At 39.4% G+C, this 6,259-nt stretch carries 9 protein-coding genes; 6 read left to right on the top strand and 3 right to left on the bottom strand.

What is annotated here, in order from left to right; genetic code table 11:
- Positions 1 to 200 precede the first annotated feature (200 nt).
- The 3 genes from IM515_RS20885 to IM515_RS20875 form a co-directional block, all read right to left on the bottom strand.
- The gene (locus IM515_RS20885; protein ID WP_287630511.1) at positions 201 to 383 is read right to left on the bottom strand and encodes a hypothetical protein; all 183 of its coding nucleotides are present in this window, start codon (positions 381 to 383) and stop codon (positions 201 to 203) included.
- 67 nt (positions 384 to 450) lie between these two features.
- Positions 451 to 693, bottom strand: coding sequence for a hypothetical protein (locus IM515_RS20880; RefSeq protein ID WP_287630510.1), 243 nt, complete (start codon positions 691 to 693; stop codon positions 451 to 453).
- Positions 694 to 765: 72 nt separating this feature from the next.
- A complete protein-coding gene (locus tag IM515_RS20875; protein WP_002758035.1) occupies positions 766 to 1,056 on the bottom strand; it encodes a YiaA/YiaB family inner membrane protein in 291 nt (96 codons plus the stop codon).
- A 159-nt stretch (positions 1,057 to 1,215) separates the two neighbouring features.
- Between IM515_RS20875 and IM515_RS20870 the strand changes: the two genes are divergently transcribed.
- The 6 genes from IM515_RS20870 (at position 1,216) to IM515_RS20845 (ending at position 6,045) form a co-directional block, all read left to right on the top strand.
- On the top strand, positions 1,216 to 2,211 hold the full coding sequence (locus tag IM515_RS20870; protein WP_287630509.1) for a hypothetical protein: 996 nt from the start codon (positions 1,216 to 1,218) through the stop codon (positions 2,209 to 2,211).
- Positions 2,212 to 2,359: 148 nt separating this feature from the next.
- The gene (locus tag IM515_RS20865; RefSeq protein WP_287630508.1) at positions 2,360 to 3,325 is read left to right on the top strand and encodes a P-loop NTPase fold protein; all 966 of its coding nucleotides are present in this window, start codon (positions 2,360 to 2,362) and stop codon (positions 3,323 to 3,325) included.
- 21 nt (positions 3,326 to 3,346) lie between these two features.
- Positions 3,347 to 3,703 (top strand): hypothetical protein, encoded by a 357-nt coding sequence (locus tag IM515_RS20860; RefSeq protein WP_287630507.1) that lies wholly within the window; start codon positions 3,347 to 3,349, stop codon positions 3,701 to 3,703.
- Between the two features lie 2 nt (positions 3,704 to 3,705).
- Positions 3,706 to 5,226: a tetratricopeptide repeat protein gene (locus tag IM515_RS20855; RefSeq protein WP_287630506.1), complete on the top strand. Its 1,521-nt coding sequence runs from the start codon at positions 3,706 to 3,708 to the stop codon at positions 5,224 to 5,226.
- Positions 5,227 to 5,262: 36 nt separating this feature from the next.
- Positions 5,263 to 5,475: a hypothetical protein gene (locus tag IM515_RS20850; RefSeq protein ID WP_002760549.1), complete on the top strand. Its 213-nt coding sequence runs from the start codon at positions 5,263 to 5,265 to the stop codon at positions 5,473 to 5,475.
- 306 nt (positions 5,476 to 5,781) lie between these two features.
- A complete protein-coding gene (locus IM515_RS20845) occupies positions 5,782 to 6,045 on the top strand; it encodes a type II toxin-antitoxin system Phd/YefM family antitoxin (RefSeq protein WP_193957390.1) in 264 nt (87 codons plus the stop codon).
- The last annotated feature ends 214 nt before the right edge of the window (positions 6,046 to 6,259 follow it).

Raw genomic sequence — 6,259 nt, 5'->3', positions numbered from 1 at the left:
GAAATGGGGCGAAAGTCTGTGGACTCTGTGTAAGACAGTACATGGTTTTTTAACTGTGGTATGCGACGGTGGTGGAAGCAGAAACTTAAATCGTGAGGTTTAGGAATCGCCGCACTTTTAGGGCGGCGAGGATGTCAAGAAGCACCTTTTCCTTTGAGCGAGAGAATGCGATCTGGCGTAGCGAGCGCTTTGCGTTCGCTCTACTTGGTGTTGTTTTTGGCCTGTTCGATCTTGCCTGCGATCGCATCCAGCCTGGCTTTGATTCTGGTCATCCACTGGTTAAACTCGGCCGACTGCCGGTCGATAGCTTCCTTCCGTAGCCTTATCTCTTCGGTTGTTTTTTCGTGGGCTTCTAACCGGATATTTAATTCTGCAATCATCATTGCCTCAAGTATCTATTGGTTTGTTTATTTGTTAGGGAGGAGGCATCTCATTTGTGCAAGTGAGTAATTATACTTGTCGATGAAACTTGCTTCTAGCAAGGCTTTCAAAATAGCTTGACATAAAACTTAATTTAGGAGTTACAAAGGTGAGATGCTCCCGATCGCTTTTAACATATTGCAAAGATAATCGCTGTAACCAACTCTCTTTTAAGCCATCTTCAATATCATATACATACAGAATGTTACTGGGATTTTGTAAAAGAGAAATTATTCCTTTGGTCACACTGATTAGATTAGTTGTGAATAGCATATAAACTCTCCTAAGTCAGAAAAAAGAGTGAGAATAATCGAAAAAAAACTGATAACCAATAACTGAGAAAAACTACTCCTTATAAGGATCGTACTGAGTCAATATCCGTTCTAACTTTACTTCGTCAATGCGATTAATTAAGCGTTTAGATTCTTCGACATCGCGGACAGTTTTTGATAAATTAATGGTGGAACCGACGCTAAATAGTAAACCCATGCCTAAATAACCTTTAATCCACGGATCTACTGGTAGATAAATAACTCCTAAAGAAGTGGCAGAAATAGAGACAATAAAAGATAACCAAGTTTGAAAAATCCACGCTTGAGTATGACTGGGAGCAGTACCGTATTTTTTATCGTTCATAATCGTCTCCTAAATGTTTCTGGAACCATTCTGTCGGTTCTAGAGGTGCAACAACAATGAGCGCTATCTAGTAGGGGGAGGGTTGAGAACTGGGGTGAAGTGGGGTGAAGTGGGGTGAAGTATCAAGTATAATCGTTGTCAGAATCTAGGAGCAAAAAGATGGAGATTAAACATCTGAAAATTTGGTTTTCTTGGGAAAAACAAGAACAAATGATCGAGTGCTTGGTGGGGAGAGTGGGATTAACCCGGGTGCGTGCCACTTGTTTTCTGCGTCTCTGGATTTATGCGATCGCCAAGGAGGGACAGGCAAAACCCCCTTTATCCCAGTTAATTTTTCCCACCACTGCCATTATCTGTACCCATCGGCAAGCATCGGATTTATTTTATCAGGATCAGGATCAGGGCAGCGAACGCTCGGCGGGTATGATGTTAGATAAATTAGCGGCCCTTGGTTTAATCGAAAAAATTTTTGACGGCAACACAACCAGAATTAAAATCAAGCCAATTACGGGGATTTTAGAGCCTGATAGCTCGGAATCATCTGTAGAATTGCAATTAGATCAATTTAATCCCCGTTGTGATGCGATTCCTGTGGCTAACTTGCTGACACGCAATTATAACTGGATGAATCGCAATGCTGAAGCAATTCCCCATCGCATTTCTCGTCTGTTGCGGGGTTGGGCAAAAGATTACACTACAGGTATGCGAGTTTTGCGTCGGGTAGATAATCTTAATCCCGTCGGTTTTTATCTCCTCTATCCCACCGCAAACGAGTCGGAAGCGAATTTTTTTTCCTCTCCTAACAAGAGTTTACATCTAAGTGCGATCAATGAACAGGATCCTTTTAAAATGGCATCCGTGGGAGATGAAAATTGTCTTTCGGTATTTATTCGCAGTTGGATGATTGATGCTAATTATTTAGAAAAATATCGTTTAATTTTTCTGCAAGATGCCCAAAAAACTCTCCAGATAATGACCTTAGATTTTCCTAATCTCTGCGATTTACATACTTTGATTATTCATCCCGATTATGAGAAATTAGCCGCAGCCTTGGGATTTCAAAAAACTATTCAGGAATCCCCAAACTCTATTTATTGGATGTATTTAGGACTCGATCGCTTTTTATCCCTAGATATGAGTGCAATTCAATTTTAATCGGGAGTGGGGAGTAGGGGGAAAAAATCCATAACTGGGTTTTTGAAGTTCGATCGAGAGTTAGTCGTAATATTAAAAACGGATTTGGTATAACATCTTGTCAATAAGTATTGTTATAATAATGACATCAATCAAGCTATAGTCGCCTATGTCTGAACAATTGATCGCTAATCTTGCTAATGCCTTTAAACCAGTTCCTTTACCTGCCGATAGTCCCTTTTATGTGGATCTAAAAGCAGTGAGAGCGGATGCCGATGTTTGTCAAGATTTAGGCAGAAAAATTATTCGTGCGCTGCCAACAGACTACACCCATCAACTCTACACAGGACATCGAGGAGGGGGGAAATCAACGGAATTATTGCGGCTGAAAAAATATCTAGAGCAAAAAAATTGTTTTGTTGTTTATTTTGCCGCAGATGAAGACGATATCGATCCAGAAGATGCTCAATATACAGATATTCTCATTGCCTGTACGCGCCATTTATTAGAACAACTAAAACAGGCTAATTCAACCCCTTTAAAAAACTGGATAAAATCCCGTTGGCAGGATTTAATTGACTTAGCTTTAACAGAGATTAAAGTGGAAGATGTCAAATTAGAAACGGGAGACTTGATTAAATACTTTGGTAAATTATCTGCGGCGATTCGGGCAATTCCTAGTCAAAGACAAGAAATAAGAAATAAAATCAATCCTCATACTGTTACGCTGTTAACAGCACTAAATGAGTTTATTGATAATAGCAAAACTGTCTTAGATGATTCAACAAAATTAGTGGTAATTGTTGATAACTTAGATCGGATTGTACCGATATATCGGCGAGATCATAAAACTAATCATGATGAGATTTTTTTAGATCGAGCTAATCAATTAAAGGGGTTAAATTGTCATTTGATCTATACTATACCTATTTCAATGGCCTATTCTAATCGGGCCAATGATCTACGCGATATTTATGATAATGACCCGATGGTTTTACCGATGATTATGCTTCGCAATCTTGATCGTACTATTAATCCCGATGGTATGGCAAAAATTAAGGCTATTATTGAGAAAAGAACGCGGCAATTTTTACCGACGAAAAAGCTAGAAACAGATATTTTTGAAAGTCAATAAGTTCTAGAGCGATTATGTTTAATGACTGGAGGTCATGTACGAAACCTAATTTTATTAATGCAAACCGCTTTAGATCATGTGGATGCTTTACCTATTACCGCAAAAGCTGCTCAAAGAGCAATAACTCAAGCTAGAGATGTCTATCAGAGAACAGTAGAACACGAGCAGTGGAAAATTCTGGCTAAGGTATATCTTACCAACGAAATTCAAAATGATGAAGCTCATCGTAAATTATTATTCAATCGTTGTATTTTACAATATGCTTATTTTGATGCAGATGCAGAGTTAAAAAGTTGGTATGATGTGCATCCTTTAATTACCGAAATTAAGGAGTTTAAAGACGCAATCCTCAGCCAACCCACACCGGGAGGAGTATAATAATGACAAACCCAAAAGTAAAACCCTTAACTAACTCTCAGGAGTCGGATTTTGAAGGATTGCCAGAAGAGCAACCCCTAACAGCAGCAGAATCCTATCAATCATTACTGCGATCGCTGAGACGAAAAAATGGCTTTAATTTACTCTTTGTTCGCTGTTCTCCCGTGCAAGCTGATGAAATTATTCGGGGAATCAGTCAAGATTTACCTAATAAAAATATTCGAGTCCTGCAGCTTGATTCAGAAACCGATAATTTGTATGAGAAAATTGTCGATCTACCAAATTATACCAATCTAAACATTCTTTTTGTGCGCGGTTTAGAAAATGCACTACTGCGCTACGAAGAAGCGGAAAGTCAAGGCTATTTCTTGTCGAGTCAAAGTCCGGTTTATGGGGGAACTTGGGCCGGAGTTCCTAAGATTTTAGGCTATTTAAACCTATCCCGTGAGCGATTTGAGCGGCAATTTCCCTTTACTTTAGTATTCTTATTGCCGGAATTTGCCTTGCGGTATTTTATTCGTCGTGCGTCGGATTTTTTTGATTGGTATTCGGGAGTTTATGAATTTCCGACGGATAAGGACATATTGGAAAGAGAAATTATAAGACTGGTTTATTTAGACGGCGATCTCGATACCTATAAGCAATTCACTCCCCAACAACGACAGGAAAAGTTAGCCGAAATTAAAGCCTATTTAAGCGATTCCCCATCTCTCGATCCTATTAGAGCATATGAATTGTGGAATGAAAAAGGCTTAATTCATGCAATGGGAAAAGAATACGAACAAGCGATCGCATCCTGGGATCGAGCTTTAGAATTTAAACCCGATGACCCTGAAGCTTGGAACAACCGAGGGAATGCGTTAGCTAATTTAGGCAGATTGGCAGAAGCGATCGCATCCTACGATCGAGCTTTAGAAATTAAACCCGATGACCCTGATGCTTGGAACTACCGAGGGAATGCGTTAGCTGATTTAGGCAGATTAGAAGAAGCGATCGCATCCTGGGTTCGAGCTTTAGAAATTAAACCCGATGACCATCAAGCTTGGTACAACCGAGGGGTTGCGTTGGGTAATTTAGGCAGATTTGAACAAGCGATCGCATCCTACGATCGAGCTTTAGAAATTAAACCCGATTACCCTGATGCTTGGAACAACCGAGGGATTGCGTTGGGTAATTTAGGCAGATTTGAACAAGCGATCGCATCCTACGATCGAGCTTTAGAATTTAAACCCGATTACCCTGATGCTTGGAACAACCGAGGGATTGCGTTACATAATTTAGGCAGATTTGAACAAGCGATCGCATCCTGGGATCGAGCTATTAAAATTAATTCAAATGATGCTAATGCTTACTACAATAAAGCTTGCTGTTATGGCTTACAAAACAATGTGGAATTAGCTATCGAAAACTTACAACGCGCCATCAATCTTGATGTCGAATATCAAGATATGGCAAAAACGGATAAAGATTTTGATCAGATTCGGGGAGATGAGCGGTTTCAGAGTTTCCTAAATCGAGTATAATAATATATATTTGTATTTTAGCTAAGGAGATATTCTATGACTAATACCTACACAGCTATCATTCAGCCAGACGGAGATTGGTGGATTGGTTGGATAGAAGAAATTCCGGGAGTTAACTGTCAAGAAGCATCTCGTGACCAGTTATTAGAAAGCCTAAAAATTACTCTTAGTGAAGCATTAGAATTGAATAAACAGGAAGCAATTTCCGCTACTAGGGGAAACTACCAAGAAGAGAAAATTGTTGTATGAAACGCAAACAGTTTATCGATCGCGTCCTGTAGGGGCGAAGCATTCGGATAGGAAATCTACGGTTTCAGCGATAAGTTATTGCCCGAATGCTTCGCCCGTACTTTTTCAGCAAGTCCTAGCCATTCTTGGTGGTTTAACCCCCAATTAAATAAAAGATCTGCGATTCCAAGACATACCGGAGTGATAATTATCACAATTGGTCAATTCAGCAATGGGAAAAAGTTGCCAAACCTTTATTAACTTGTGAGGCAGTTATCACTGAATCCTGTTTTATTTTGTGAAGTAAATAAAGAGAGAAAATTATTCATGTCAAACAAAACTATTGATCTCAATCAAGTACAGTTAACTTTACAAGAACTACTTGCCTTAATAAAGGTAGATACTGAAATTATTATAACCGAAGGAAACAAGCCTGTAGCTCGTCTAATTCCTTGGGGAGATACTGAAAAAACAACGTCTGAAACTCCTTCTCCTAAGTTACGACAACCAGGACTACACGCTGGAAAAATTAAGACTAGCGAAGATTTTGATGAGCCACTTCCTGAAGAATTTTGGACAGGTGAATCATGAAAAATTTTTTAGATACCCATACATTTATTTGGTGGGATAGCGAACCAGAAAAACTCTCTCAAAGAGCTTTAGAACTGAGAGGGGGACAAGCGAGCTAGAAGGTAGATAGGGCAAGCGATATAGCTCTTTGTCCTTTGATGTAATCCTTCAACCGATAGCGGCTAATTTGCATTAGCTCTTCTATATTTTTTTGGAACATTTGATGTAGCTGTAG

It is taken from the genome of Microcystis sp. M44BS1 (genome assembly GCF_020244875.1).
In the GTDB taxonomy this organism is placed as follows: Bacteria; Cyanobacteriota; Cyanobacteriia; order Cyanobacteriales; family Microcystaceae; genus Microcystis; species Microcystis panniformis.
The sequence above is the reverse complement of the archived record's forward strand: the minus strand, read 5'-3'. Positions and strand labels throughout refer to the sequence as shown.

Bases quoted from the DNA above. Each gene is read 5' to 3' on its own strand.
- IM515_RS20850 (WP_002760549.1), top strand. From the start codon at position 5,263: ATGACTAATACCTACACAGCTATCATTCAGCCAGACGGAGATTGGTGG.
- IM515_RS20855 (WP_287630506.1), top strand. From the start codon at position 3,706: ATGACAAACCCAAAAGTAAAACCCTTAACTAACTCTCAGGAGTCGGAT.
- IM515_RS20880 (WP_287630510.1), bottom strand. From the start codon at position 693: ATGCTATTCACAACTAATCTAATCAGTGTGACCAAAGGAATAATTTCT.
- IM515_RS20860 (WP_287630507.1), top strand. From the start codon at position 3,347: ATGACTGGAGGTCATGTACGAAACCTAATTTTATTAATGCAAACCGCT.
- IM515_RS20875 (WP_002758035.1), bottom strand. From the start codon at position 1,056: ATGAACGATAAAAAATACGGTACTGCTCCCAGTCATACTCAAGCGTGG.
- IM515_RS20885 (WP_287630511.1), bottom strand. From the start codon at position 383: ATGATGATTGCAGAATTAAATATCCGGTTAGAAGCCCACGAAAAAACA.
- IM515_RS20845 (WP_193957390.1), top strand. From the start codon at position 5,782: ATGTCAAACAAAACTATTGATCTCAATCAAGTACAGTTAACTTTACAA.
- IM515_RS20865 (WP_287630508.1), top strand. From the start codon at position 2,360: ATGTCTGAACAATTGATCGCTAATCTTGCTAATGCCTTTAAACCAGTT.
- IM515_RS20870 (WP_287630509.1), top strand. From the start codon at position 1,216: ATGGAGATTAAACATCTGAAAATTTGGTTTTCTTGGGAAAAACAAGAA.